This is a genomic window from Xanthomonas sp. NCPPB 2933 (assembly GCF_056725225.1).
In genome coordinates this window covers 2600099-2622248 of sequence record NZ_CM161518.1, presented here as the reverse complement: position 1 = coordinate 2622248, position 22150 = coordinate 2600099, and the positions used below count along the sequence as shown (strand labels likewise).

22 protein-coding genes, 1 tRNA gene and 1 pseudogene are annotated in these 22150 nt (G+C 64.6%); 2 read left to right on the top strand and 22 right to left on the bottom strand.

Features of this window, described 5'->3' with window-relative positions:
• Positions 1 to 73: 73 nt before the first annotated feature.
• The 11 genes and pseudogenes from AC1PLU_RS10850 to AC1PLU_RS10800 form a co-directional block, all read right to left on the bottom strand.
• Positions 74 to 149: transfer RNA gene (locus AC1PLU_RS10850), tRNA-Gly, on the bottom strand.
• Positions 150 to 185: 36 nt separating this feature from the next.
• On the bottom strand, positions 186 to 818 hold the full coding sequence (pgsA, locus tag AC1PLU_RS10845; RefSeq protein WP_176339972.1) for a CDP-diacylglycerol--glycerol-3-phosphate 3-phosphatidyltransferase: 633 nt from the start codon (positions 816 to 818) through the stop codon (positions 186 to 188).
• Positions 818 to 2674 (bottom strand): excinuclease ABC subunit UvrC, encoded by a 1857-nt coding sequence (uvrC, locus tag AC1PLU_RS10840; RefSeq protein WP_023904079.1) that lies wholly within the window; start codon positions 2672 to 2674, stop codon positions 818 to 820. The genes pgsA and uvrC overlap by 1 nt, the downstream gene beginning before the upstream one ends.
• On the bottom strand, positions 2671 to 4089 hold the full coding sequence (locus AC1PLU_RS10835; RefSeq protein WP_481108413.1) for a hypothetical protein: 1419 nt from the start codon (positions 4087 to 4089) through the stop codon (positions 2671 to 2673). The genes uvrC and AC1PLU_RS10835 overlap by 4 nt, the downstream gene beginning before the upstream one ends.
• Before the next feature lie 23 nt (positions 4090 to 4112).
• Positions 4113 to 4577 carry a low molecular weight protein-tyrosine-phosphatase gene (locus AC1PLU_RS10830; protein WP_481108412.1) on the bottom strand — a complete coding sequence of 155 codons (465 nt, stop codon included), beginning with the start codon at positions 4575 to 4577 and terminating at the stop codon, positions 4113 to 4115.
• Positions 4574 to 5353, bottom strand: coding sequence for a 3-deoxy-manno-octulosonate cytidylyltransferase (gene kdsB / locus AC1PLU_RS10825; protein WP_481108411.1), 780 nt, complete (start codon positions 5351 to 5353; stop codon positions 4574 to 4576). The genes AC1PLU_RS10830 and kdsB overlap by 4 nt, the downstream gene beginning before the upstream one ends.
• 319 nt (positions 5354 to 5672) lie before the next feature.
• Positions 5673 to 6710 carry a tetraacyldisaccharide 4'-kinase gene (lpxK, locus tag AC1PLU_RS10820; RefSeq protein ID WP_176339967.1) on the bottom strand — a complete coding sequence of 346 codons (1038 nt, stop codon included), beginning with the start codon at positions 6708 to 6710 and terminating at the stop codon, positions 5673 to 5675.
• Complete coding sequence (msbA, locus tag AC1PLU_RS10815; RefSeq protein WP_481108410.1) at positions 6707 to 8476, bottom strand: lipid A export permease/ATP-binding protein MsbA; 1770 nt, start codon at positions 8474 to 8476, stop codon at positions 6707 to 6709. Before msbA ends, lpxK begins: the two co-directional genes overlap by 4 nt.
• Positions 8473 to 8937: an ExbD/TolR family protein gene (locus AC1PLU_RS10810; protein ID WP_481108409.1), complete on the bottom strand. Its 465-nt coding sequence runs from the start codon at positions 8935 to 8937 to the stop codon at positions 8473 to 8475. The genes msbA and AC1PLU_RS10810 overlap by 4 nt, the downstream gene beginning before the upstream one ends.
• Positions 8938 to 8940: 3 nt before the next feature.
• A complete protein-coding gene (locus AC1PLU_RS10805) occupies positions 8941 to 9603 on the bottom strand; it encodes a MotA/TolQ/ExbB proton channel family protein (protein ID WP_115040087.1) in 663 nt (220 codons plus the stop codon).
• Positions 9497 to 12058 (bottom strand): annotated as a pseudogene (locus AC1PLU_RS10800) (DNA internalization-related competence protein ComEC/Rec2); the annotation flags it as partial. The pseudogene AC1PLU_RS10800 and the gene AC1PLU_RS10805, both read right to left, overlap by 107 nt.
• A 167-nt stretch (positions 12059 to 12225) precedes the next feature.
• Here AC1PLU_RS10800 and AC1PLU_RS10795 point away from each other — a divergent pair.
• Positions 12226 to 13290, top strand: coding sequence for an SDR family oxidoreductase (locus AC1PLU_RS10795; protein ID WP_481108408.1), 1065 nt, complete (start codon positions 12226 to 12228; stop codon positions 13288 to 13290).
• Positions 13291 to 13511: 221 nt separating this feature from the next.
• Here AC1PLU_RS10795 and lolD read toward each other — a convergent pair whose 3' ends face one another.
• The 10 genes from lolD to AC1PLU_RS10745 all read right to left on the bottom strand — a co-directional run bounded on the left by lolD (position 13512) and on the right by AC1PLU_RS10745 (position 20104).
• Positions 13512 to 14246 carry a lipoprotein-releasing ABC transporter ATP-binding protein LolD gene (gene lolD / locus AC1PLU_RS10790; RefSeq protein ID WP_023904088.1) on the bottom strand — a complete coding sequence of 245 codons (735 nt, stop codon included), beginning with the start codon at positions 14244 to 14246 and terminating at the stop codon, positions 13512 to 13514.
• The gene (locus AC1PLU_RS10785) at positions 14239 to 15480 is read right to left on the bottom strand and encodes a lipoprotein-releasing ABC transporter permease subunit (RefSeq protein WP_104550852.1); all 1242 of its coding nucleotides are present in this window, start codon (positions 15478 to 15480) and stop codon (positions 14239 to 14241) included. The genes lolD and AC1PLU_RS10785 overlap by 8 nt, the downstream gene beginning before the upstream one ends.
• A 5-nt stretch (positions 15481 to 15485) precedes the next feature.
• Positions 15486 to 15956: a YgfX family protein gene (locus AC1PLU_RS10780; RefSeq protein ID WP_043889228.1), complete on the bottom strand. Its 471-nt coding sequence runs from the start codon at positions 15954 to 15956 to the stop codon at positions 15486 to 15488.
• Complete coding sequence (locus tag AC1PLU_RS10775; RefSeq protein ID WP_104592354.1) at positions 15907 to 16155, bottom strand: FAD assembly factor SdhE; 249 nt, start codon at positions 16153 to 16155, stop codon at positions 15907 to 15909. The genes AC1PLU_RS10780 and AC1PLU_RS10775 overlap by 50 nt, the downstream gene beginning before the upstream one ends.
• Before the next feature lie 109 nt (positions 16156 to 16264).
• Positions 16265 to 17047 (bottom strand): succinate dehydrogenase iron-sulfur subunit, encoded by a 783-nt coding sequence (locus AC1PLU_RS10770; protein ID WP_006449601.1) that lies wholly within the window; start codon positions 17045 to 17047, stop codon positions 16265 to 16267.
• Between the two features lie 16 nt (positions 17048 to 17063).
• Positions 17064 to 17267: a hypothetical protein gene (locus AC1PLU_RS10765; protein WP_374151394.1), complete on the bottom strand. Its 204-nt coding sequence runs from the start codon at positions 17265 to 17267 to the stop codon at positions 17064 to 17066.
• Between the two features lie 9 nt (positions 17268 to 17276).
• Positions 17277 to 19067 (bottom strand): succinate dehydrogenase flavoprotein subunit, encoded by a 1791-nt coding sequence (gene sdhA, locus AC1PLU_RS10760; protein WP_023904093.1) that lies wholly within the window; start codon positions 19065 to 19067, stop codon positions 17277 to 17279.
• Positions 19068 to 19101: 34 nt separating this feature from the next.
• Positions 19102 to 19488, bottom strand: a complete 387-nt coding sequence (sdhD, locus tag AC1PLU_RS10755) for a succinate dehydrogenase, hydrophobic membrane anchor protein (protein ID WP_023904094.1) — start codon at positions 19486 to 19488, stop codon at positions 19102 to 19104.
• Complete coding sequence (gene sdhC, locus AC1PLU_RS10750; RefSeq protein WP_205394632.1) at positions 19485 to 19877, bottom strand: succinate dehydrogenase, cytochrome b556 subunit; 393 nt, start codon at positions 19875 to 19877, stop codon at positions 19485 to 19487. The genes sdhD and sdhC overlap by 4 nt, the downstream gene beginning before the upstream one ends.
• A 56-nt stretch (positions 19878 to 19933) precedes the next feature.
• Positions 19934 to 20104: a DUF1674 domain-containing protein gene (locus AC1PLU_RS10745; RefSeq protein WP_074057438.1), complete on the bottom strand. Its 171-nt coding sequence runs from the start codon at positions 20102 to 20104 to the stop codon at positions 19934 to 19936.
• 39 nt (positions 20105 to 20143) lie between these two features.
• On the opposite strand from AC1PLU_RS10745, the gene ygfZ reads away from it, so the two are divergent.
• Positions 20144 to 21016, top strand: a complete 873-nt coding sequence (gene ygfZ, locus AC1PLU_RS10740; protein ID WP_481108407.1) for a CAF17-like 4Fe-4S cluster assembly/insertion protein YgfZ — start codon at positions 20144 to 20146, stop codon at positions 21014 to 21016.
• Here the strand turns inward: ygfZ and AC1PLU_RS10735 are convergent.
• Positions 21013 to 22101, bottom strand: coding sequence for an ABC transporter ATP-binding protein (locus AC1PLU_RS10735; RefSeq protein WP_104592352.1), 1089 nt, complete (start codon positions 22099 to 22101; stop codon positions 21013 to 21015). The two genes, ygfZ and AC1PLU_RS10735, sit on opposite strands and share 4 nt — an antisense overlap.
• Positions 22102 to 22150: the final 49 nt, after the last annotated feature.

The window sequence follows — 22150 nt, the reverse complement described above, 5'->3', positions numbered from 1 at the left end:
GATGCTCCACAGGCAAAACCCACTGTGTGATCGAACCGCAATGGACCCCAGCAGAAGTCCAAACATCAAAACCTGGAGCGGGAAACGAGACTCGAACTCGCGACCTCAACCTTGGCAAGGTTGCGCTCTACCAACTGAGCTATTCCCGCTTGGGAGGCGAGATTCTACAGCGAACAGCAGGGCTGTCAACCATTGCCTTCGACTTTTTTTGGCTTACTGGTGATTGCTGCTTTTTCGTCGGCGCGCAGGCTCGGCCATGCGGCCTGCAGGTACTGAAAACCGGACCACAATGTCAGCAGCGCGGCGATCGCCAGCGTCCAGTAACCGGCGCGGAAAATCAGGTTGCCGAACCAGATTTCATGCGTGGGCATCTGCCCCGGCGTGACCGAATACAGCAGGCACAACAGCGCGACCATCTGCGCGGTGGTCTTGATCTTGCCGATCGCCGCCACGCGCACCTTGGCACGCTGGCCGATCTCGGCCATCCACTCGCGCAGCGCAGAGACGGCGATTTCGCGGCCCACAATCACCGCCGCCCAGAATGCCATCCACGGCGTCGGGTGGCCCTGCACAATCAGGAACAGCGCCACGGCGACCATCAGCTTGTCGGCCACCGGGTCCAGAAACGCGCCGAAGGCGGAATACTGGTGATACCGCCGCGCAACCCAGCCATCCAGCCAGTCGGTGATGGCAGCCAGCCCGAACACGCCGGCAGACGCGAAATTGGTCCACGTGTACGGCAGGTAGAACACCACGACCAACACCGGGATCATCAAGATCCTCAGCAGTGTCAGCCACGTGGGGATGGTCAACTTCATTACGGACTCGACTCGCCTGCCGCATCGGGGAGCGCCAGCCCATGCAGGTTAGCGTAGATTCGCGCGGCGAGTGCGGCATTGACCCCTTCCACGCGTGCAATCTCGGCCTCGCCAGCGGCTTTGAGCCCGACCAGACCGCCGAAATGCTTGAGCAGGCTCGCGCGACGGCGCGGGCCGATGCCGGGGATATCCTCGAGCTTGCTGGTCATGCGCGCCTTCTGGCGGCGGCCGCGGTGACCGGTGATCGCAAAGCGATGCGCTTCGTCACGCACCTGCTGGATGAACTGCAGCGCCGGCGATGCCGCACCCGGGCGCAGTTCGCGGCCGTCGGCCATGACCAGTGCTTCATGCCCTGCCCTGCGCTCCTCGCCCTTGGCCACGCCGACCAGCAGCACGTTCTCGATGCCCAGATCGGCCAGCGCGCCCTTTGCCTGCGCCAGCTGGCCGGCGCCGCCGTCGATCAGCAACACATCCGGCAGCACACCGTTCTCTTCCACCGCGCGTCGAAAGCGCCGCTCGATGGCCTGGCGCATCGCGGCGTAGTCGTCGCCCGGCGTGATCCCGGAAATATTGAAGCGCCGGTATTGACCGCGCACCGGGCCGCTGGCATCGAACACCACGCACGAGGCCACCGTCGCCTCGCCCATGGTGTGACTGATATCGAAGCACTCCACCCGCTTGACCTGCTCGGCCAGCCCCAGCATTTCGCGCAGTGCTTCGCTGCGTGCGTGTTGCGCGCTCTGGCTGGTGAGTTCGGTGACCAGGGTCAGCTGTGCGTTGCGCGTGGCCAGCAGCAGATAGCCGGCACGCTCGCCGCGCACGTTCCACTTCAACGTCACCTTGTACTCGGCGGCGCTGCTGAGCGCGGCTTCGATCAACTCGGCATCGGGGATTTCGCGATCGAGCAGGATCTCGCGCGGCGGCGAATGTTCGGCGTAGTACTGCGAGACGAACGCACCCAGGATTTCGTCGGCGCTGTCTTCGCCATTGGTCTTGGGGAAGAACGAACGCGTGCCCAGATTACGGCCGTCGCGAAAACTCAACAGCAGCACACACGCCTGGCTGGCTTGCGTGGCGCAGGCCAGCACGTCCAGGTCGGCCGCGCGACCGTCCACGTACTGGCGGTTCTGCATGCTGCGCAGCGAGGACAGCAGATCGCGCAGACGCGCGGCGCGCTCGAACTCCAACGCTTCGCTGGCCTGCTGCATCGACTGCATGATCTCTTCGCCAAGCTGGTCGCTCTTGCCTTCGAGAAACATCGTGGCGCGGCGTACCGATTCTGCGTAGTCGGGCGCTGCGACCAGGTCCACGCACGGCGCGCTGCAGCGGCCGATCTGATATTGCAGACACGGCCGCGAGCGATTGCGGAACACGCTGTCTTCGCAGCTGCGCAGCTTGAACAGCTTGTGCATCAGGCTCAAGGTTTCGCGCACGCCGGTCACGCCGGTGTACGGGCCGAAATAGCGCCCCTGCACCGCGCGCGGGCCACGGTGCAGCGCGATGCGCGGCCAGTCTTCGCGCGTCAGCAACACATACGGGTAACTCTTGTCGTCGCGCAGCGAGACGTTGTAGCGCGGCGACAGCGACTTGATCAGCTGGTTTTCCAGCAGCAGCGCCTCGGCTTCGCTGCGGGTCACGGTGACATCCATGCGCGCGACCTGCGACAGCATCGAGGTCAGCCGCGCGTTCTTCGGCGTGCCGTTGAAATAGCTGCCCACGCGCTTGCGCAGCGCGCCGGCCTTGCCCACGTACAGCAACGTGTCGTCGCCCGCATACATGCGGTAGACGCCGGGCGCGGTGCTCAGTTGGGCAGCAAACGCCTTTCCATCGAAATCAGCTTGGGGCCTTGCGCTCATTCTGCTATCGAAACATCGCTCAGTTCGCCGCTTGCGAGGTCGTAACGCAAGACGGCATGGGCATCGGTCTCGGCAATCCAGACCGCACCTGCGGCAACCGCCAGCCCGGCCGGGCCATGCAGGCGGCGCGGCAGCTCGACCGTGGTCAGTTCGCCACCGCCCAGGCGCAGGCAACGCAGACGGCCGTTGCCGGTGTCTGCGATCCACAGCAGCGGCGAATCGGCGGCCAAGGCAATCGCTTGCGGAAACTGCAGGCGCGCGATGCCGCGTGGGCCGTCCTGGTCGCCGAACAGCCAGGCGCCCTGCCCGCCGACCAGGGTCTGCACCAGATCGCCGCGCAATTGCATGGTGCGGATCGACGAACCCAACCCGTCACAGACGTAGGCCACCTGCTGCACCGCGGCCAATCCGGCTGGTTGCGCGAACGCGGCCAGATGGCCGCTGCCATCGCGGATTTCGAGCGAGCCGGTACCTGCGCGCGCGGTCAACGCGGCGCTACCCAGGTGATAGCTCCAGATACGATTGTCGCCAGCCATGGCGATCAACACCTGGTTGTCGGCGATGGCCAGACCTTGCGGATAATTCAGCGCAGATGCGCTGGAGGACGCCAGCGGGCCTTCGACGGGCTCACCGGAGCGACCGGTGCCGCACAAGGTGTCGACCTGCCCGCTGCGCAGGTTGATGCGGCGCAGGGCGTGATTGCCGGTATCGGCGACGTAGAGCTGGTCGCGTTCCAGCGCCAGGCCTTGCGGACGTCGAAACGCCGCTTCGCCGACGCCACCGTCGATCAGATCGGCATTGCCATGGCCGAACTGGCGCAGCACCCGCCCGCCATGCGTGCATTCGAGCACGCGGTGGTGGCCGGTGTCGGCGATATACAGGCGGTCTTCGGTGGCGGCCAGGCCGGTCGGAAATTGCAGTTCCAGACGCGGTTCGGCTTCGCGCTCGGCCACGCCATGCAGGTCGATGTCCGACGGCGGTTGCTGGCCTTCGCACAGCGCCACCAATGCCCTGTCCAGATCGCCGGTGACGCCCACCAGACGTTGACGCTCGCGGCCGTAGGCGTCGAGCAGCACCAGCGTGGGCCAGGATTCGATACCGAAGCGGCGCCAGGTTTCCCAGTCCTTGTCGAGCAGGATCGGCGCACTCACTCCATGTCCGCGCAGTTGCTTGAGCGAGCGTTGCGGCAAGCGCTCGCTATCGAAACGCGGCACCTGCACCACGATCACCTGCAACCGCCCCGGGCTGCGCGCCTGCCAATGGGCCAGCTCGGCCAGGCGCTCGGCGCACCACACCGAGCTGGCATTGACGAACGCCAGCACCAGCGCGCGTCCACGATGCTCCTGCAAGGTGGATGGCCTGGCGTTGAGCCAGGTAGGGAATTCCGGCAGTTCCTGGGTGAGCTGGGCAGTCATCCGGTAATTATGCCCAAGCCCGATTAGCTGCGGGTGAGCCTGGCCACGGTCTGGCTTGCAGCGGTGTCGACCAGCTGCCAGGCATGCTCGAAATCGTCCATGCCGCCGGTGTAGGGGTCGGGGATCTCGTCGCGCTCTGCAACGCCCGCCCATGGCAGCCAGAGTGCGACCTTGTCGCGCAGCGGCGCCGGAGCAAGCCGCTGCAGATCGCGCAGATTGCTGTTGTCGGCACACAGCACCCAATCGAAGTGTTCGAAGTCCGCTGCACGCACCTGACGGGCGCGCAATCCGGAAATATCCACGCCATGACCGCGTGCGCAGCGAATGGCGCGCGGATCGGGTGGCTCGCCGGCATGCCAGTCGCCGGTGCCGGCCGAATCGACCTCGACACGCCGCGACAACCGCGCTTGGTCCAGCCGCGCACGCAAGGCGCCCTCGCCCATCGGCGAGCGGCAGATGTTGCCCAGACACACGATCAGTACCTTCATGCCGACGCCACCCGCGTCTGCGCACGCGCCAGATCGTCCGGCGTATCGATGCCGGGCGGAAACTGCTCCGGCGTCAACGCCACTGCGATGCGGTAGCCTGCCTCCATCACGCGCAATTGTTCCAGCGACTCGATGCGCTCCAGCAGGCCGGGCGGCATCGCCGCAAAACGCTGCAGAAATCCGGCGCTGTACGCGTAGATACCGATATGGCGCAGCCACTGACCGGCATCGGGCAAGGTCTCACGCTCATTGGCGAAGCTGTCGCGATGCCAGGGAATCGGCGCGCGGCTGAAGTACAGCGCGTCGCCGTGCGCCGTGCGCACCAGCTTGACCACATTCGGATCGAACAGCTCGTGCGCGCTATCCACCTGCGCGGCAAGCGTAGCCATTTCAGCACCGGAGCGCAGCAGCAGCTCGGCGACTGCGCGGATACCGGCAGCAGGCGCAAACGGTTCGTCACCCTGCAGATTCACCACACAGGTCTCGACCTCCCAGCCGGCGATCCGTGCACATTCGGCAAGCCGGTCGGTCCCGGACATGTGCTCGCTGCCGGTCATCGCCACATGCACGCCGGCCAGGCCTTCGATCGCCTCGGCAATCCGCGCATCGTCGGTGGCCACCCAGACCTCGCGCGCACCTGCGAGCAGCGCCCGCTCGGCCACATGCTGGATCATCGGGCGATCGCCGATCAATTGCAGTGGCTTGCCCGGCAACCGCGTGGAGGCATAGCGCGCGGGAATGGCGACGACGAAATCTGCAGGCGTTGTGGTGGTCATGCGTACGCGCTCTGGGATGCAGGAAAAATTGGAGAAACGAAATAACCGAATCGCATGATGTATCTATGTGATTGAGCGAAATAACGGTATTCGGTTGGAGCAGCGATGCGCTACATCACTAGGACGCCGCTGCATACACTGCTCGCACATGCACACCGACCATCTCGACTGGTCCTTGCCCGCCCACCGTCGCGGGACCTTACGCGGCATGGATGCCGCGTAAGAGCCTACATGGATGTACTTGCGGCGTGTCCCGCGACGGTGGGCGGGCAAGGACCCTGCAGCCGAACCAAGATCACCATTGCCAGAAAAACCGCACTCACACACCCTGCCGACTCGCCAACTTGTCCAGACGATCCAGCAAACTCACCCAGAACGCGGCCGGCAACTCCGCCTTGAGCGGCACGCTGTACAACCACTCGTCGGCAAACGGCCTGCACTTCACTGCGTCCTTTTCGGTCATCAGCACCGGCAAGCGGCTGCCGAAACTGAAATCCGCAGCGCGATACACGTGATGATCGGGGAAGGCATGCGGCACCACGCCAATGCCGCGCGCGCGCAGCATCGCAAAGAAGCGTTCCGGATGCGCGATCCCGGCCACCGCGTGCACGCGTTGCCCGGCAAGCATGCTCAACGGCTGCACACGCTTGCCATCCATCGGTTGCACGCTGTCGATGCTCAGGCGCATCTGCCACTCGCCAAAACCGGCGTCTTCAGGCGTTTGCGGTGTCGCCGCAGCGCTGCCCTGCCCCAGATTGACCACACGGAAATCGCAATCGCGCGCACGCGCTGCAGGCTCGCGTAGCGGCCCGGCCGGCAGCAGGCGCCCGTTACCGTAGCGGCGTTGACCATCGACCACTTCGATTTCCACATCGCGCGCAAGCCGGTAATGCTGCAACCCATCGTCGCAGACGACGATGTCGCAACCTGCTTCGACGAGTGCGCGTGCCGCGGCCAGACGATCGCTATCCACGCGCACGCGCGCGCCGGTTTTCCAGGCGATCAATACCGGCTCGTCGCCGCCGAGCGCCACAGGCGTGTCCGCTTCGACCCAACGCGCCGTGCCCGATTCGTCGCGGCCATAGCCACGACTGGCAACACCCGGCGTCCAACCGGCTTCCTGCAATTTGGTCACCAAGGCGATCGTCAGCGGCGTCTTGCCGGTGCCGCCGGCAGTGACGTTACCCACCACGATCACCGGCACCGGCACGCCGTGGCGCTTGCGCCAGCCGCGGCGATACAGAGCGCGTCGCAGCGCGATGGCGGCACCGTAGACCGGCGCAAGCATGCGCGCCGATAGCGGAATCGGCGCATTGTCGTACCAATAGCCCGGCGTGCGGGCGCCGCGCTTGCTCATGCCTGCCGTTCGCGGAACTGCATGCCGTGCAGGTGCGAATACAGCCCGCCCTGCGCCAGCAATTCACTGTGCGTACCACGCTCGACGATGCGGCCCTGATCCATCACCAGTACCTGATCGGCATGTTCGATGGTGGACAGGCGGTGCGCGATCACCAGCGTGGTGCGGTCCGGCATCAGCTTGTGCAAGGCATCCTGCACCAGCCGCTCGGACTCGTTGTCCAGCGCGGCGGTGGCTTCGTCCAGAATCAGGATCGGCGCATCCTTGAGCATCGCGCGCGCGATCGCCAGGCGCTGGCGCTGCCCGCCGGACAGACGCCCGCCCTTGGTGCCCACGTGCGATTGCAAGCCGTCCGGCAACTGCGCGACGAACTCCATCGCATTGGCACCCAGAATCGCGCGCTCCAACTGGCTCGCATCTGCGCTGCGCATTTCGCCATAGGCCACGTTGTCGGCGATGCTGCCGTCGAACAACATCACCTGTTGGCCGACCAGCGCGATCTGCCGGCGCAGATCGGCCAGCGAGTACGCCTGCACCGGATGACCGTCGAGCAGGATCTGCCCGGCCTCGGCCTCGTAGAAGCGCGGAATCAGCTTGATCAGGCTGGATTTGCCGCTGCCCGAGCGCCCGACAATCGCCGTCACCGTGCCCGGCTGCGCAACAAAACTCACCTCCGCCAGCGCCGGATTCACCTGACCCGGATAGCGCGCGGTGACATCGCGGAATTCGATCAAGCCCTTCGCACGCTTGAGCGGGATGGCGCCTTGGTCCGGCTCGTCGGGGCTGTCGAGCACCGAGAACAAGCGCTCGGCCGACGCCAGGCCGCGCTGCACCATGTTCTGCACATTGGTGAGCTGCTTGAGGCCAGGAATAATCGTCAGCATCGAGGTCATCAGCACCACGAAGTCGCCTGCAGTCAGCCGCCCCGCCAGTGCCTGCGCACCGGCCACGAACAACAGCGCCGACAAACCGATCGCACCGATCATCTGCACCGTGGCAGTGGAAATGCCACGCGTGGATTCGACCTTCATCGCCAGACGCAGATTGCGGTCGGCCAGCGCGCCGTAGCGCTCCATTTCGGTCTGTTGTGCGCCGTAGATCTTGACCTCCTGATGGCTGGACAAGGTCTGATCGGCTGCCTGCAACAGATGCGCGCCGCTCTCCTGGATGCTGTGGCTGATGCGGCGATATCGCCGCGCCACCTTGTCCATCACCCACGCCAGCACCGGCGCCAGCACCAGGATGGTCAGCGTGACCTGCCAGCTATGCCACAGCATCAGTGCCAACGCACCGATCACCTGCAACGACTGCTGGATCATCACCTTGACCGCATCCACCGCCGCCTGCGCCACTTGATCGGAGTCCGAGCCCAGGCGGATCAGCATCGACGGCACCGGCTCGGAATCGAACCGCGATCCCGGCAGGCGCAGATACTTGGACATCACCTTAACGCGCAGATCGCGCGCGATGCTGCGTGCGGATTTGCCCATCGCCATATCGGTGATGTAACCGGCAATGCCGCGCACCACAAACAACAGGATGATCTGCACCGGCAGCCAGCGACTGACTTCGGCGTTTTTGTAGATGAAGGTTTCGTCGGTGATCGGCTTCATCAACGCCAGAAAGCCGGTAGTGCCCGCCGCTTCGACCAGCGCGGCAATCAGCGCGGCGATCAGCAACAGACGGTACGGCTTGGCGAAGGCCAGCAGGCGACGGTACGTGCGCCAGGACGATACTGGCGCCGGGCGGTCGTTGGAGATGTTCACTGGCGGGTTCCGTGCTTGCTTGTCGTGCCGGTAGTACCGGAAGTGCCGGTTTCGGGCGCAGTCGCAATCGCGATGCGCCGAAAGCCGAGTTGCCCCAGGGCATCCTGCGCGGTCACTACGGCCTGATATGGCGTACGCGCATCGGCGCGCATCAGAACCGTCTGCTCACGGTCATCTCCGGCGATCTGCGCGATGGTCTGCTTGAGCGAATCCACATCCGAGCGCAGCACTTCCTGGTCGTTGATGAAGTAATGCCCATCGGCATTGACCAGCACGCTCAACGCACGTGGCGGCGCACTGCTGTGTTGGTCGCTGGCAGTCGGCAGCTGCAATTGCAGCGTGGAGCGTGCGTCGAAAGTCGTGGTCACCACGAAGAAGATGATGAGGACAAGAATGACGTCAATCAATGGCACCAGGTCGATATGCGGCTCGTCCTGGCTTCGGTCACTGCCGATGCGCATCCGTCAGCCCTTTGCCATGACGGGCTTGGTACCCGCCGCAACCGGTGCCGCAGCGACCGGCATCGCACGTCCATCCATCGTATCCAGCAACAACGTGGCTTCCTGCTCCATCTCGATGATGTAGCCGGCGATGCGGCCCTTGAAGAAGCGATGCGCCATCAATGCGGGCACCGCAATGATCATGCCGGTTGCCGTGCACACCAAGGCCTTGCCGATGCCGCCAGCCAGTTGGTTCACATCGCCAACGCCGTGATCGAGGATGCCCATGAACATCTGGATCATGCCAACCACGGTCCCCAGCAGACCCAGCAACGGCCCGGCCGAGGCAATCGTGCCCAAGGCATTCAGATAGCGCTCCATGCGATGCACCACATGTCGGCCGGTGTCTTCGATACGTTCGCGGATCAACTCGCGCGGGCGGCCACGCACGTCCAACGCGGCGGCGAGCAAGGCGCCCAGCGGCGAATTGCCACGCAGCGACTCGATATGGCCGGGATCCAGCTTGCCGCGCGCGGCCCAGTTGCGGACCTCTTCGCCCAGACCTGGCGGAGTCACCTCGTTGCGGCGCAGGCTCCACAGACGCTCCAGCACGATCGCCAGGGCAATCACGCCCAGCAACAGCAACGGCACCATCGGCCAACCGCCCGCCTTGACCAGCTCCAACACGATTCGATTCCTCCGGCAACGCGGCCGCCTATTCGCTGGCCGATAGGATAGCAGCCGACCGCCGCCGTTCTGCAGCATCCCACAGCCGCGGCTGCCAGCGCCGTCGCTCGCGGACCTGCAGGCCGTCGGCGCCCAGCCAGACCCGGATCGCGCCGGCCTGCGCAGTGTCGAGCAGCTCGGCGCCACTGCCCTGCCAGCGCTGCACCACCTCCGCACGCGGGTGGCCGAAGCGGTTGCCGTGCCCGGAAGACACCAGCGCCAGCCGCGCGCCGGTCGCGGCAATGAACCCGGCATGCGAGCCGTCTGCGCTGCCATGGTGCGGAACGATCACCAGATCGGCGCGTAGCTCGGACAGATGCCCATGCATCAATCGACGTTCGACGATCTCGCCGATGTCGCCCGGCAGCAGCGCGCTTGCATACCACGTCTCCACTCGCAGCACGCAGCTGGACTGATTGCGCAGATACGGAAAACCGGCACTCGGATGCAGGAAGCGAAAGCGCACGCCGTCCCATTCCCACTGTTGGCCGGCATGGCAGCGCGTGCTGACGTCCAGCGGTGCATCCGGCGGCGCGGTGGTCATGGCAACCGGCAATCCCGCACGTACCGCCGCGTAGCCGCCGGCATGATCGGCATCGGCATGACTGAGCACGATCGCATCCAGGCGGCGCAGGCCGAGCGCCCGCAATGCCGGCAGCACCACCCGCTCGCCGGCATCGAAGCCATCGCGCACTGCAGGGCCGGTATCGAACAACAGCGCATGCCGTTGCGTGCGCACCAGCACCGCCAGGCCCTGCCCCACGTCCAGCACCTGCACATCCGCCTCGCCGGCTGCAGGCAGTTCGCGGTCGGGCCATAGCAGTGGCAACCACAACAGCAAGGCCAGTGACTTGCCGGGCGTACCGCGCGGCAGCAACAGCCAGAACGCGCCGAGCAAGGCCAACACCAGCGCTATCGCATCGGATTCGGGCACCCACCACAACGCCACCGGGGTCTGCCCAAGCCAGACGAAGCCCGGCCAGGTCAGCTCGAAACACCAGCCGGCCAATCGCCATGCCCACACGCCCGCGCCTGGATGGAGCGCTTCGAGCGCCGTGCCCAGCAAGGCGAGCGGCACCACCACGAAGGTCCACCATGGGATCGCAACAAGATTCGCGAATGGCCCGACCAACGACGCCTGCCCGAACAGGCTGACCGTCAGCGGCAGCAGGCCGACGGTGGCGACGGTCTGCGCCGATAAAAAGCCGCGCAGGATGGCGCGATCGTCGGACGGCAGGCACCACACCAACCAGGCCACACCGGCGAAGCTGAGCCAGAAGCCGGCGACCAGCACGCTCAGCGGGTCCCACAGCACGACAGCCAACAAGGCGAGCGCAAGGATCTGCGCGGTCGTGGCACGGCGGCGCACCACCCGCGCCAGCGCGACCACGGCAATCATCAACACCGTGCGCACGGTGGGCAGCGCCAATCCTGCCAGCACCGCGTACGCAGCGGCGGCGAGTAATGCCGCGATGGCCGCGGCGTGGAGGCGTGGAAGGCGCGTTCCCAGACCGGGCCACACTCGCCAGAGTCCGGCCACCAGCATCGCGAAGAACGCGGCGACCAATCCGACATGGAATCCGGAGATTGCGATCAGGTGGCTGAGCCCGGTCGCACGCAGCGTCGCCCAGGCCGCATCGTCCAGCCCGCGCGTGTCGCCTAGCGCAAGTGCGCGCAGATAAGGCGCTGAAGGCCCGGGCACGTGCTCGGCAATCCGCTGCGACATGCGTTCGCGCCAGGCATCCACGCCACGCGGTGCCGCGATTTGCCGTGCGGCAGCAGGGACGCGCACGTAACCGGTCGCGGCAATGCGCTGCGCCAGTGCCTGACGTTCGGCATCGAACCCACCGGGATTGCGCAGGCCACGCGGCGCCCGCAGCTTGAGGCGCAATCGCCAACCTGCACCGGCGCGCAGTGCTGCGCGTGGACCGATGTGTTCGGCACCGAAGTCGTCGTACCAGGCCAACTGCACTAGCTTGCCGCGTAGCGATGCGGGTTGTGTGTGGTCGTCATCCACCCGCAGCTGAAAGCGCGTGCGTCGTTGCTCGGCCACCGGTAGCCCGACGATCTGGCCGCGCACAGCCAGCTCGCGCGCTTCGTCTTGCGGGAGCAGCTGCGCCTGCAAGGTGCTGGCGACCTGCCACCCCATCAGACCGAAGCCGCACAGTGCCGTTGTCGTCGCCAGCAACAACAAGATCCGCTGCGGCCGCAGCCACAGGGTCAAGCCGATACCCAGCCCACCTGCACACGCAAAGATCGCGTAGACCGCACGCGGCAACACCGCAGGCGACCAGGCGCACACCACTACGCCCAGCAGCAACGCCGCTGCAGCGGCGACCGCCGATCCGGCGCGCGGCGCCGACGGCACTGGTGCTGACACATCCATGCTGCCGGTCGCCTCCCGTCTGTGGTCCATCCACCGACTCAAGCTAGTTGCTCGCACAGCTTGACCACAGCGGGGATCGGCGCATTGGCGGGTAGGAAGACGGCTGTGCACGTGACACACGCATCACTCCGGCATGCATTCGCCTCGATTTCATGGCCGCAGCGCTATGTTCAACGCTGTCTTCGAGGAGCTCCCCCATGCGTAAAGGCATTGCATTGATTGTCGGCGTGACCGGAATTTCTGGTTACAACCTCGCCAACGTGTTGGTCGCCGATGGTTGGACCGTCTACGGCCTGGCACGGCGTCCGCTCGCCCAGGACGGCGTGATTCCGGTGGCAGCCGATCTGCTGGATGCCGAGAGCACCGCCAACGCGCTACGTGGCCTGCCGATCACCCACGTGTTTTTCTGCACCTGGACACGTCGCGATACCGAGCGCGAAAACGTCGAGGCCAACGGCGCGATGATGCGGCATCTGTGCGAGGCGTTGAGCGATGCACCGCTGCAGCACATGGCGCTGGTCACCGGCACCAAGCACTATCTGGGTGCGTTCGAGAACTACGGCAGCGGCAAGGCCGAAACACCGTTTCGCGAAAGCGAGCCGCGCCAGCCTGGCGAAAACTTCTACTACACGCTGGAAGATCTGTTGTTCGCGAACGCCGAGCAACACGGCTTCGGCTGGAGCGTGCATCGCTCGCACACCATGATCGGCATGGCCAACGGCAGCAATGCGATGAACATGGGCGTGACGCTGGCGGTGTACGCGTCGCTGTGCAAACACACCGGTCAGCCGTTCGTGTTCCCCGGCTCGCAAGCGCAATGGAACAGCCTCACCGATCTCACCGACGCCGGCCTGCTCGGCCGGCAGCTGGCCTGGGCCGGCTTGAGTCCGGCCGCACGCAATCAGGCCTTCAATACCGTCAACGGCGATGTGTTCCGCTGGCGCTGGATGTGGGGCCAGATTGCCGACTTCTTCGAACTCGAAGTTCTGCCCTGCCCCGAAACGCCGGCACCGCTGGAAGCACGCCTGAGCGAGACCGCGCCGGCCGTGTGGGCAGATATCGCCAAGCAGCATGGTTTGGCGGAAGCCGACGTCAACCGACTGGCATCGTGGTGGCATACCGACGCCGACCTGGGCCGCGAGATCGAGTGCGTCAACGATATGACCAAGAGCCGCGAGCTGGGCTTTCTGGACTTCTACGACAGCCGCGCCTCGTTCCTGGAGCTTTTCACACGGCTGCGGGCGCAGCGCGTCATTCCCTGATGCGCAAGGTCGCCGTCACATGCGTGGCGGCGACCGCGTGTTGTCGAAGCGCCGGTTGACTCGATAGCGCTTGCGAGCACCACATCGTGAGCAAGCGTGTTGCTGCGCTAGCCGGCTAATGCATCGCACCGATACATCGGCAACCGGAATCAGGATTTTCAAACTGAAATCCGGAGTTCAATATGACCCAGCCGCCAGAGATTCCGACGGCTGGGCGTTGCTTACACCGCAGACGGCGCCAACTCGCGCAGCTTGCCCTGATGCAGCTCCAGCACGCGATCCAGACGACGCGCCAGGCTGCGATCGTGCGTCACCAGGACCAGACTGGTGCGCTGGGCACGATTGAGTTCCAGCATCAGCTCGAACACGGTCTCCGCCGTCTTGTCGTCCAGGTTGCCGGTGGGCTCGTCGCCGAGCACGCAGCCCGGCTTGTTCACCAGCGCACGTGCCACGGCAGCACGCTGGCGCTCGCCGCCGGACAACTCGCTGGGCTTGTGCTCGATGCGATGCCCCAGCCCGACCGACTCCAGCAACTGCAATGCCTGCGCCCTGGCCACCGACACCTCTTTGCCGGACAACAGCACCGGCATCATCACGTTTTCCAACGCGGTGAATTCCGGCAGCAGATGATGGAACTGGTACACGAAGCCCAACGCCTGATTGCGCAGCTTGCCGCGCTCGCCATCGGACAGTGCCGACATGCGCCGACCGGCCACATACACCTCGCCCGAGGTCGGAATATCCAGCCCGCCGAGCAGATGCAACAACGTGCTCTTGCCCGCGCCGGACGCCCCGACGATCGCCACCGTTTCGCCGGTCGCCACCGACAGGTCCAATCCATCGAACACCGGCGTGCGCATCTTGCCTTCGGCGTAGGTCTTGGCCAGACCCTCGGCGCGGATCACCGCCTCTGCTTGACCTGACTTTTGCACGGCCGATTCCCGGTTCTCATTCATAACGCAGCGCCTCCGCCGGCTGCGTACGCGAGGCGCGCCACGCCGGATACAAGGTCGCCAGAAAGCTCATCACCAACGCCACCACGGTGATCACCACCACGTCCTGGGTCTGCATATCGGTCGGCAGGCCGGTGATGTAATACACGTCCTCCGGCAACAGCTTGACGTTGAAGATCGTCTCGATCACCCCGAGGATGCGCTCGAGATTGAGCGTCAGCACGATGCCGCCGATCACCCCCATGATCGTGCCCATGAAGCCGATCAGCGAGCCCTGCACCATGAACACCTGCATCACGCCCGCAGGCGACAGGCCCAGCGTGCGCAGGATCGCGATATCGGCCTGTTTGTCGGTCACCAGCATCACCTGCGAAGACACCAGGTTGAACGCGCCCATCGCCACGATCAGCGACAGCAGGATGCCCATCACGGTCTTTTCCATCTTCAACGAGTGATAAAGATTGGCGTTTTCCTGGGTCCAGTCGCTGACCCGGTACGGACCATGCAACTTGATCGCAAGATCGCGCGCCACCGTCCAGGCCTGATCCATATCGTGCAGCCGCAGCCGCACGCCGGTGACCCCATCCATGCGCAGCACGCGCGCCAGGTCCTGCATGTTGACCACCGCCAGACCGCGGTCGATCTCGTTGTAGCCCGCCTCGAAAATACCGCTGACGGTGAAGCGCTTGAGCCGCGGCATCGCGCCCAGCGGCGTGGCCTGGGTGTCGCTGAGCAACACGACGATGCTGTCGCCCACGTCCACGCCCAGCCAGATTGCCAGCTCCTTGCCGATGACGATGTTGTAGGAACCGGGGGTCAGACTATCCACCGAGCCCTGTTGCATCTTCTTGGCCAGCACCGAGACCTTGCCTTCTTCGGCAGGAATGATGCCGCGCACGATGGCCGGCTGCTTGCGCGGGCCCTGCAGCAACGATTCGGTCTCGATGTAGGGGGCGGCACCGGCGATACGCGGATCGGCGGTGGCGACCTCGACCGCGTGTTGCCAGTCGCGCATCGGCGCGCCGTCCGCACTGACCGTCGCATGCGCGGCCATCTGCAACAGGCGATCGCGGATTTCCTTCTGGAAACCGCTCATCACGGCCAGCGTGGTGATCAGCACCGTCACCCCCAGGGCAATGCCCAGGATCGATGCCATCGAGATAAACGAGATGAAGCCATTGCGCCGTTTGGCACGCAGATAGCGCAAGCCGATGGCAACCGGGATAGGTTTGAACATGCGGTTCAACCAGGAAAGGGACGCCATGGTGCCACTTGCGGCGGCCCGGACGAAATGGCGTGTGCCTGAGCGGCCAGACGCAGTTCACGTCGCTGCGCTGCCGGCAACGTATCAGGCCAGAAATGCAGGCGCTCGCGGCGTGCATCCAGACGCGTCCACGACACCACGGCGATCGGCCCGCGCCATGCGACCTGCAGGCTTTGCACCTGCGCGCCGTCAACGCTGGCGGGCGTTTCGCCCCAGGGCACGATCACTTCTCGCACTGGCGAACGCAACAGCATGCGCAACGTTCGTCCACTGGCCAACAGCGCGTAGGCAGACAACACCGCTGCCAGCCACACCGGCACCCCGCTACGCCAGACCGCCCAAAGCGCCAGCGCGTTCAACACGCTCAATGCGCAACCCATCCCGCGCGAAGGCCGCCATTCAAGCTGGCAAGGCGCGGATATCGGCAATGAGTGCGGCGTTGTCGGCATCGGGGCAGGCCTCGTATCCCATGAACCAGCGCCACAACTTATCGTCTTCGCAATCCAGCAGCTGTAGGAAAACCGCGCGCTCGGATTCAGACGCCTGCGCCCAGCGTTGATCCAGATAGCGCCCGAACAACTGATCGAGCTCGCGCATACCGCGCCGGCAGCGCCAGCGCAGTTTTTTCAGCAGGGTTTCTTCGTCCATCTCACTCTCCTCGCCTGACGCGGCGCCGAAAACGACAGCGGCACCAGACCAAGGGCCGGTGCCGCTGTGAACCACCTCCCCGCCAAGGCGGGGCGGCATTGCCTTGCGATCAGGCGCGGCGCGCCATCATCAACTTCTTGATTTCGGCAATCGCCAGCGCCGGGTTCAGTCCCTTCGGACAGGTCCGCGCGCAGTTCATGATCGTGTGGCAGCGATACAGCTTGAACGGATCTTCCAGATCGTCCAGACGCGCGCCGGTGTCTTCATCGCGCGAATCGATGATCCAGCGGTACGCCTGCAGCAGGATCGCCGGGCCCAGATAACGCTCGCCATTCCACCAGTAGCTTGGGCAGCTGGTCGAGCAGCAGGCGCACAGGATACATTCGTACAACCCATCGAGCTTGCGGCGATCTTCCGGCGACTGCAGGCGCTCGCGATCCGGCGGCGGCGGCGTCTGGGTACGGATCCACGGCTTGATCGACGCGTACTGCGCGTAGAAATGCGTCAGATCCGGCACCAGATCCTTGATCACGCTCATGTGCGGCAGCGGATAGATCGGCACTTCGGCCTTGCCGCAGGCATCGATCGCCTTGGTGCAGGCCAGCGTGTTGGTGCCGTCGATGTTCATCGCGCACGAACCGCAGATGCCTTCGCGGCACGAACGACGGAACGCCAGCGTCGGGTCGATCTCGTTCTTGATCTTTATCAGCGCGTCCAACACCATCGGGCCGCACTTGTCGAGATCGATCTCATAGCTGTCGGTCCGCGGGTTGGCGTCGCCATCCGGATCCCAGCGGTAGACCTTGAAGGTGCGCGTGTTCTTGGCGCCCTGTGCAGGGTAATGCTTGCCCTTGCCGATCTTTGAATTCTTGGGGAGGGTGAACTCTGCCATAGCTGCTCTCGTTGGCTCAGGCGATGCGCGGTGCGAACGACAGCCGCACCGTGCGCATGAAGGTAAAGACGATGGATCCCGCCACCGAAGCGGCGGTGCAGAGACCGGCGTATTGCCGGCCCTGCCCCTGCGTGATGAAACGCCCCGACCGCTGCAAGCGATTGCCGCTGCGCCAGGACAACCCGGCGACAGGCTTCAATGCAGCGAGGGAGCGTTGCATACGCATCGATTAGTAGACGCGCGGCTTCGGCGGGACGACATCCACGTCCTGACTCAGCGTGTACATGTGCACCGGGCGATATTCGAACTCGCACTTGCCCTTGTCGTCGACGGTGACCAGCGTGTGCTTCTGCCAGTTGACGTCGTCGCGGTCCGGGAAGTCTTCGTGCGAATGCGCGCCACGGCTTTCCTTGCGCTGCTCGGCCGAATTGATCGTCGCCACCGCATTGAGCAGCAGGTTGTTCAACTCGTAGGTCTCGATCAGATCCGAGTTCCAGACCAGCGAGCGGTCGGACACCTTGACGTCTTCGAAGGTGGCGAAGATCTCGGCCATCTTGTCCACGCCTTCCTTCAGCGTCTTGCTGGTGCGGAACACCGCAGCATCGGACTGCATGGTGCGCTGCATGTTGTCGCGGATCACCGAGGTCGGCGTAGAGCCGTTGGCGTAGCGCAACTTGTCCAGCAGACCGAGCGCCTTGTCGCAGGCATCCGATGGCAGCGTCTTGTGCGGCTGGTTGGGCTTGACCGTCTCGGCGCAGCGGTTTGCCACCGCACGGCCGAACACCACCAGATCCAGCAGCGAGTTGGAACCCAACCGGTTGGCACCGTGCACCGACACGCAGGCGGCTTCGCCGATCGCGTACAGGCCAGGCACCACCGCATCCGGGTCGTCGCCCTGCTTGCGCACGACTTCGCCGTAGAAATTGGTCGGAATGCCACCCATGTTGTAGTGCACGGTCGGCAGCACCGGAATCGGCTGCTTGGTCACGTCCACACCGGCAAAGATGTGCGCGCTTTCGGCAATGCCGGGCAGCTTTTCGTTGATGACTTCCGGGCCGAGATGGGTCAGGTCGAGCAGGATGTGATCCTTGTGCTCGCCCACGCCACGGCCTTCGCGGATCTCCACCGTCATCGAGCGCGAGACCACATCGCGCGATGCCAGATCCTTGTAATGCGGTGCGTAGCGCTCCATGAAGCGCTCGCCGTTGCTGTTACGCAGAATGCCGCCTTCGCCACGCACGCCCTCGGTGATCAGGCAGCCCGCACCGTAGATGCCGGTGGGATGGAACTGCACGAACTCCATGTCCTGCACCGGCAGGCCGGCACGCATCACCAAGCCGCCGCCGTCACCGGTACAGGTGTGGGCGGAGGTGGCGCTGAAGTAGGCACGGCCATAACCGCCGGTCGCCAGCACCACGCCGTGGGCGCGGAACAGATGCAAGGTGCCGTCGGCCATGTCCAGCGCAAGCACGCCACGGCAGACGCCTTCTTCGTCGAAGATCAGGTCGAGCGCGAAGTACTCGATCATGAAACGCGCGTTATGCGCCAGCGACTGCTGATACAGCGTGTGCAACATGGCGTGACCGGTCCGGTCGGCCGCCGCGCAGGTGCGCTGTGCAGACGGGCCTTCGCCGTACTTGGTGGTCATGCCACCGAACGGGCGCTGATAGATCTTGCCCTCTTCGGTACGCGAGAACGGCACGCCGTAGTGCTCAAGCTCGATAATTGCCGGGATCGCTTCACGACACATGTACTCGATCGCATCCTGGTCGCCCAGCCAATCGGAGCCTTTGATGGTGTCGTAGAAGTGGTAGCGCCAATCGTCTTCGCCCATGTTGCCGAGCGCGGCGGAAATGCCGCCCTGCGCTGCCACGGTGTGCGACCGGGTCGGGAAAACCTTGGTCAGGCAGACCGTCTGCAGGCCCTTCTGGGCCAGGCCGAACGTCGCGCGCAGGCCGGCGCCGCCGGCGCCCACCACGACCATGTCGTACTTGTGTTCTGTAATCTTATAAGCGGACATCTAATCTGGATTCCTGTTCTGGGTGCCCGATGACTCAGGCACCGCCCAGCGCGATGCGCGCCACTGCGAAAATGCTGACGATCGCACCGAGCGCGGCGACGAACTTGACCGTGGTCTGCAACGCCAGCGCCAGCAACGAGTTGTGGATGTAATCCTCGAGCACGACCTGCAGACCGATCTGCGCATGCCAGAACATCGCCACCAGGAAGCCGACCAGCAAGATCGCGTTCCAGGGTTTGGACACGGCCGCAACGGCGGTCGGGTAGTCCGAACCGAGCAGGCTCAGCACGAAGACCAGGAACCAGATCGACAACACCACCAGCGCGGTGGCGGTCAGTCGCTGCAGAACGAAATGCTCGGTGCCGGTCTTGGCCGCGCCCAGACCACGCACATTTTTCAGCGGGGTGCGGTAACGGTTCATGCGCCAGCTCCAATCAATACATAGGCCCAGATCGCAGCGGTGATCAGCAGGCTGACCAGCACCGAAGCCCAGCCGCTACGAACGAAGGCGGGAATGCTGTAGCCATACCCGAAGTCCTGCACGATATGGCGGATGCCGTTGGACAGATGGTAGGCAAATGCCCAGGTCCATCCGAACAGGAACAGCTGGCCATACCAGGCGCCAAGCTGCTGGGTGAGGCAGGTCCAGTGGTCCTGGCCGAGCATCAACACCAGCAAAGCGGCGGCAATCACCAGCGCTCCTCCTGACAGAATGATGCCGGTCGCTCGATGCAGGATCGAGGTGACCATTTGTATCTGCCAGCGGTACACCTGGAGATGCGGGGAAAGAGGACGTTCTCGGATCGCCATTCGCTGGGCTCATTATCTCGGCTGGGCGGCACTAGGCCGCTGTGGCTAAAAGCTGATCAGAAATCGATGCAGCGTCCATTTTTTTCCCAGTCGCCGTAGCGCGTTGGCTCAGGGCCGTCGCGCCCACCAATCTCCTTGGGCAGTGGCTGCTTCTCGGGAATGTGCTCCTGAGAAGAAGGCTGCGTTTCGGAATCCTGCGCTGGGGTGGGGGTTGGATGGCCTATCATAGTGGTCTCACAACAGTGCGATTTTAGTCCTCCCCTTCCGTGGCTGACAACCTGAATCTTATTCCGCAGGGTTTTGGCTCCCTGCACGACATGCAATACGTCCGCTTGATCGGGACGGATGCAGTGGCGTTCGCGCATGCGCAATTTGCCAACGACGTACAGGCGCTGGCGGTTGGGCAGTGGCAGTGGAATGCGTGGTTGACTGCGAAGGGGCGCGTGATTGCCATCTTCGCACTGTTGCGTGAGGACGACACACACGTATTGATGCTGTTGCCCGACGGCAACGCGGCCGAGATCGCCTTGCAACTGGGCCGTTTCGTGTTCCGGCGCAAGCTCAAGATCGTTGTTGCAGCGCTATCTGCCTACGGCGGATTCGAAGCAGCGCAACGTGCACAGGGCACACAGGCCGATATCGGAACGCAGCGTATCGAATTGGATATGGGCACGCCCGCCCTGCCCCGCACCTTGCTGTTGCACACCGACCAGGCATTGGCAGCGCCTATCGAATTGCCAGGCGTAGATGCGCAGTGGCGCCGCGCCGATCTGCAACTGGGATTGGTCCGCCTGCCCGACGCACAACGCGAGCAGTGGACACCGCAACAGTTGGCACTGGATCGCCTGCACGCCTTCAGCGTGAAAAAAGGCTGTTATCCGGGCCAGGAAATCGTCGCGCGCACGCACTTCCTGGGCAAGGCCAAACGCGCCTTGCAGCTATTGGAAGTCGATGGCGCCATCGAGACGGGCGATGCGGTCACGCTGGACGGCACGGCCATCGGCACGCTGGTGAGTGTTGCCGGCACTCTTGCACTGGCGGTGCTGCCGTTGGAGCTGACATTGGACTCCACTACCACACTGCAAGCAGGCGCGCACAGCGCACGCCCACTTGCCATGACACCCGGATTGGAGCGTTAAGCCGGGTCCAGTCGCTCGCCGGTGGCCGGGTCGAAGAAGTGCAGCGCCTCGCTACGCAACGCCAGGCGCAGTGGCTGACCGACCGCCGGCAAGGCCTGCGGCGCGACGCGGATGACCAGCGGCTGACCGCCACGATCCAGGTTGAGGAAGATCTCGTTGCCGACCGGCTCGATGACTTCCACCTTCGCCTCGAAGCCCAGCAGCGCATCGCTCGACGGCTGCAGATGCTCCGGACGCACGCCGACGATCACCTCGCGACCGAACCAACTGCGATCCACCTGCGCCGCACCCAGCGGCACACGCCAGCCGTCGGCCATGACCAGATGCAGGCCGTCCTGCTCGTCCAGCCGTCCCTGCAGCATGTTCATTGCCGGGCTGCCGAGAAAGCCGGCCACGAACAGATTGGCCGGGCGGTCGTACAGCGCCATCGGGCTGTCGATCTGCTGGATCACGCCATCCTTGAGCACCACGATGCGCTGGCCGAGCGTCATCGCCTCGACCTGGTCGTGGGTGACGTAGATCATGGTGGTGCCGAGCTTGCGGTGCAGCTGCGCAATCTCGGTACGCACGCTGTGGCGCAACTTGGCATCCAGGTTGGAGAGCGGCTCGTCGAGCAGGAACACCGACGATTCGCGCACCATCGCCCGGCCCAGTGCCACACGCTGACGCTGGCCGCCGGACATCGCCTTGGGCAGCTTGTCGAGCATCGGGGTCAGGCCAAGCAGCTCGGCGGCGTTGTTGACGCGTTCGGCGATGACCTGCTTGGGATGGCCGCGCAGCTTGAGACCGAAGGACAGATTCTCGGCCACGGTCATATGCGGATACAGCGCATAGCTCTGGAACACCATGGCGATGTCGCGGTCTTTTGGTGCCACGTCGTTGACCACGCGCTCGCCGATCTTCAGCGTGCCGGCGCTGATGTCCTCGAGCCCGGCGATCATGCGCAGCAAGGTCGACTTGCCGCAGCCGGATGGCCCGACCAGCACCATCAGCTCGCCATCGGCGACTTCGAAGCTCGCCCCCTGCACCGCGACCTGGCCATTCTCGTAGACCTTGCGGACACCTTCCAACTGCACTTTCGCCATCTTCGGCCTCAACGTAAGTTGTGCGCCCTGCCCTCGGCCCTCCCGACGG

Bases quoted from the DNA above. Each gene is read 5' to 3' on its own strand.
- AC1PLU_RS10810 (WP_481108409.1), bottom strand. From the start codon at position 8,937: ATGCGCATCGGCAGTGACCGAAGCCAGGACGAGCCGCATATCGACCTG.
- lpxK (WP_176339967.1), bottom strand. From the start codon at position 6,710: ATGAGCAAGCGCGGCGCCCGCACGCCGGGCTATTGGTACGACAATGCG.
- pgsA (WP_176339972.1), bottom strand. From the start codon at position 818: ATGAAGTTGACCATCCCCACGTGGCTGACACTGCTGAGGATCTTGATG.
- AC1PLU_RS10770 (WP_006449601.1), bottom strand. From the start codon at position 17,047: ATGGCAGAGTTCACCCTCCCCAAGAATTCAAAGATCGGCAAGGGCAAG.
- AC1PLU_RS10745 (WP_074057438.1), bottom strand. From the start codon at position 20,104: ATGATAGGCCATCCAACCCCCACCCCAGCGCAGGATTCCGAAACGCAG.
- AC1PLU_RS10795 (WP_481108408.1), top strand. From the start codon at position 12,226: ATGCGTAAAGGCATTGCATTGATTGTCGGCGTGACCGGAATTTCTGGT.
- AC1PLU_RS10735 (WP_104592352.1), bottom strand. From the start codon at position 22,101: ATGGCGAAAGTGCAGTTGGAAGGTGTCCGCAAGGTCTACGAGAATGGC.
- sdhD (WP_023904094.1), bottom strand. From the start codon at position 19,488: ATGAACCGTTACCGCACCCCGCTGAAAAATGTGCGTGGTCTGGGCGCG.
- AC1PLU_RS10765 (WP_374151394.1), bottom strand. From the start codon at position 17,267: ATGCAACGCTCCCTCGCTGCATTGAAGCCTGTCGCCGGGTTGTCCTGG.
- AC1PLU_RS10775 (WP_104592354.1), bottom strand. From the start codon at position 16,155: ATGGACGAAGAAACCCTGCTGAAAAAACTGCGCTGGCGCTGCCGGCGC.
- sdhC (WP_205394632.1), bottom strand. From the start codon at position 19,877: ATGGCGATCCGAGAACGTCCTCTTTCCCCGCATCTCCAGGTGTACCGC.
- AC1PLU_RS10835 (WP_481108413.1), bottom strand. From the start codon at position 4,089: ATGACTGCCCAGCTCACCCAGGAACTGCCGGAATTCCCTACCTGGCTC.
- AC1PLU_RS10785 (WP_104550852.1), bottom strand. From the start codon at position 15,480: ATGTTCAAACCTATCCCGGTTGCCATCGGCTTGCGCTATCTGCGTGCC.
- sdhA (WP_023904093.1), bottom strand. From the start codon at position 19,067: ATGTCCGCTTATAAGATTACAGAACACAAGTACGACATGGTCGTGGTG.
- kdsB (WP_481108411.1), bottom strand. From the start codon at position 5,353: ATGACCACCACAACGCCTGCAGATTTCGTCGTCGCCATTCCCGCGCGC.
- uvrC (WP_023904079.1), bottom strand. From the start codon at position 2,674: ATGAGCGCAAGGCCCCAAGCTGATTTCGATGGAAAGGCGTTTGCTGCC.
- lolD (WP_023904088.1), bottom strand. From the start codon at position 14,246: ATGAATGAGAACCGGGAATCGGCCGTGCAAAAGTCAGGTCAAGCAGAG.
- AC1PLU_RS10780 (WP_043889228.1), bottom strand. From the start codon at position 15,956: ATGCCGACAACGCCGCACTCATTGCCGATATCCGCGCCTTGCCAGCTT.
- AC1PLU_RS10830 (WP_481108412.1), bottom strand. From the start codon at position 4,577: ATGAAGGTACTGATCGTGTGTCTGGGCAACATCTGCCGCTCGCCGATG.